Here is a 1,428-nt window from a genome sequence, read left to right as displayed (position 1 = left end):
TACGTACACATGGAAGTGGGCCACGCAGGGCAGAATATCCATCTGCAGGCCGAGACCCTGGGTCTGGGGACAGTGGTCATAGGCGCTTTTGACGATTCCGGGGTTCAAAGTGCCCTGGGTCTGGAAGACAAAGAAGTCCCAATGTATCTCATGCCCGTGGGGAGATAGATAGTTGACGCCTCGCCCTTTTCCGGCTGATATGCTGCTTGCCCAGCATATCAGCCGGGCAGCTGTACGCCCTGTAAACGAATATTCAGGAATAAAATGCTGCAGAGACAAATTCCTGCAGCTGATTTTCATCAGGCAGGATCATCTTTTCCGGCTGGCTTCGTAGAGTACTTCCAGGGGATGGGCCAAAGGAATGGAGAGATTGTGGCTGAACTGCAGCCTGCAGCTCAGGCAGTCGCAGAGAAGAATATCCGGCTGCATGTCCTGGACCTTCTGCATCAGGGGCCTGCCCATCTCCAGGGAAGGCTGGTGAAAATCCTGTTTAAAGCCCATGATGCCGGCCATACCGCAGCACAGGTTGGACCCTTTGATTTCCTGCACCTCCAGGCCGGGTATGAGCTTTAAAAGCTGCACATAAGGCGAGCCTATACCCTGCTTGCGCAGGTGACAAGGTGGAAAATAGGCCGCTCTTTTATTCACCGCTGCCATATCTGTATCCAGGCTGCCTTTTTTATAGAGCCCAAGCAGATACTCCCCCATGTCATAGACGCTTTCAGCCACACGTATGCGCTGCATAGCCGGAAATACCGAAAAAAGGCCGTCATCTTTGAAAATTGACCCGTATATCATGCGCAGAAGACGCTTGTGCCCTCTCTGGTCCATGGGAGGCGGCCTGTTGTCCCTGGGTACCAGCATATAAGTATCATCCGCCCCGGCCGCCTCCTGGTACTCCCTGGAGTAGTAGGCCTTCTCCCTCAAAAGCTCCCGGAACATGTACCCGCAGGTGGGACAGGAGCAAACTATATCGTGCCCGGCATCCAGGGTCCGGGTCAGGCTTTCCAGGTTGCGCTGCATCATCTTCAGGGTCAACTCCCGGTCCCCTTCCAGCATCACCGGCATAGCGCAGCAGTTCTGCTCTGGGTAATACACACTGATATTGTTTCTCTGCAGGATGCCCACGGCGGCTCTGGCCGCTTCCGGAAAAAAGAACCTGGCTGAGCAGCCGGCAAAAAGGGCTGCTCCCGGGGTGTCTGCACAAGATGTATCAGCAATGCCCGTTTTTCCGGCCCATGAATCCAGGTCCTGCTCAGGAATTCGGGGTATATCCCTGTCCGGGTGCAGTCCGGCGGATTTTTTAAGAAGATTTGAGGCAAGCCTGCCCTGAAGCAGCAGGTTTGCAAGAGAAGGGACACGGGTCATCTTACCGGCCCATTTTTCAACGTCCTGGATAATTTTCAGGGCCGGGCTCATTTTGTCTCG

General features: G+C 54.6%; 2 protein-coding genes. One reads left to right on the top strand and one right to left on the bottom strand.

Annotated elements, in window-relative coordinates:
- The first annotated feature begins 9 nt into the window (after positions 1–9).
- Positions 10–168, top strand: coding sequence for a nitroreductase family protein (locus tag D5S03_RS07550; protein WP_287043300.1), 159 nt, complete (start codon positions 10–12; stop codon positions 166–168).
- A 141-nt stretch (positions 169–309) separates the two neighbouring features.
- Here D5S03_RS07550 and D5S03_RS07545 read toward each other — a convergent pair.
- On the bottom strand, positions 310–1,428 hold a 1,119-nt coding region (locus tag D5S03_RS07545), incomplete at its 5' end, for a heterodisulfide reductase-related iron-sulfur binding cluster (RefSeq protein ID WP_287043298.1).

The sequence above is a fragment of the Desulfonatronospira sp. MSAO_Bac3 genome (assembly GCF_003838035.1).
GTDB classification, from domain to species: domain Bacteria; phylum Desulfobacterota; class Desulfovibrionia; order Desulfovibrionales; family Desulfonatronovibrionaceae; genus Desulfonatronospira; species Desulfonatronospira thiodismutans.
This window is presented reverse-complemented; position numbering and strand designations above follow the sequence as displayed.

Excerpts from the sequence above, each read along its gene's own strand:
- D5S03_RS07550 (WP_287043300.1), top strand. The coding sequence starts at position 10 with ATGGAAGTGGGCCACGCAGGGCAGAATATCCATCTGCAGGCCGAGACC.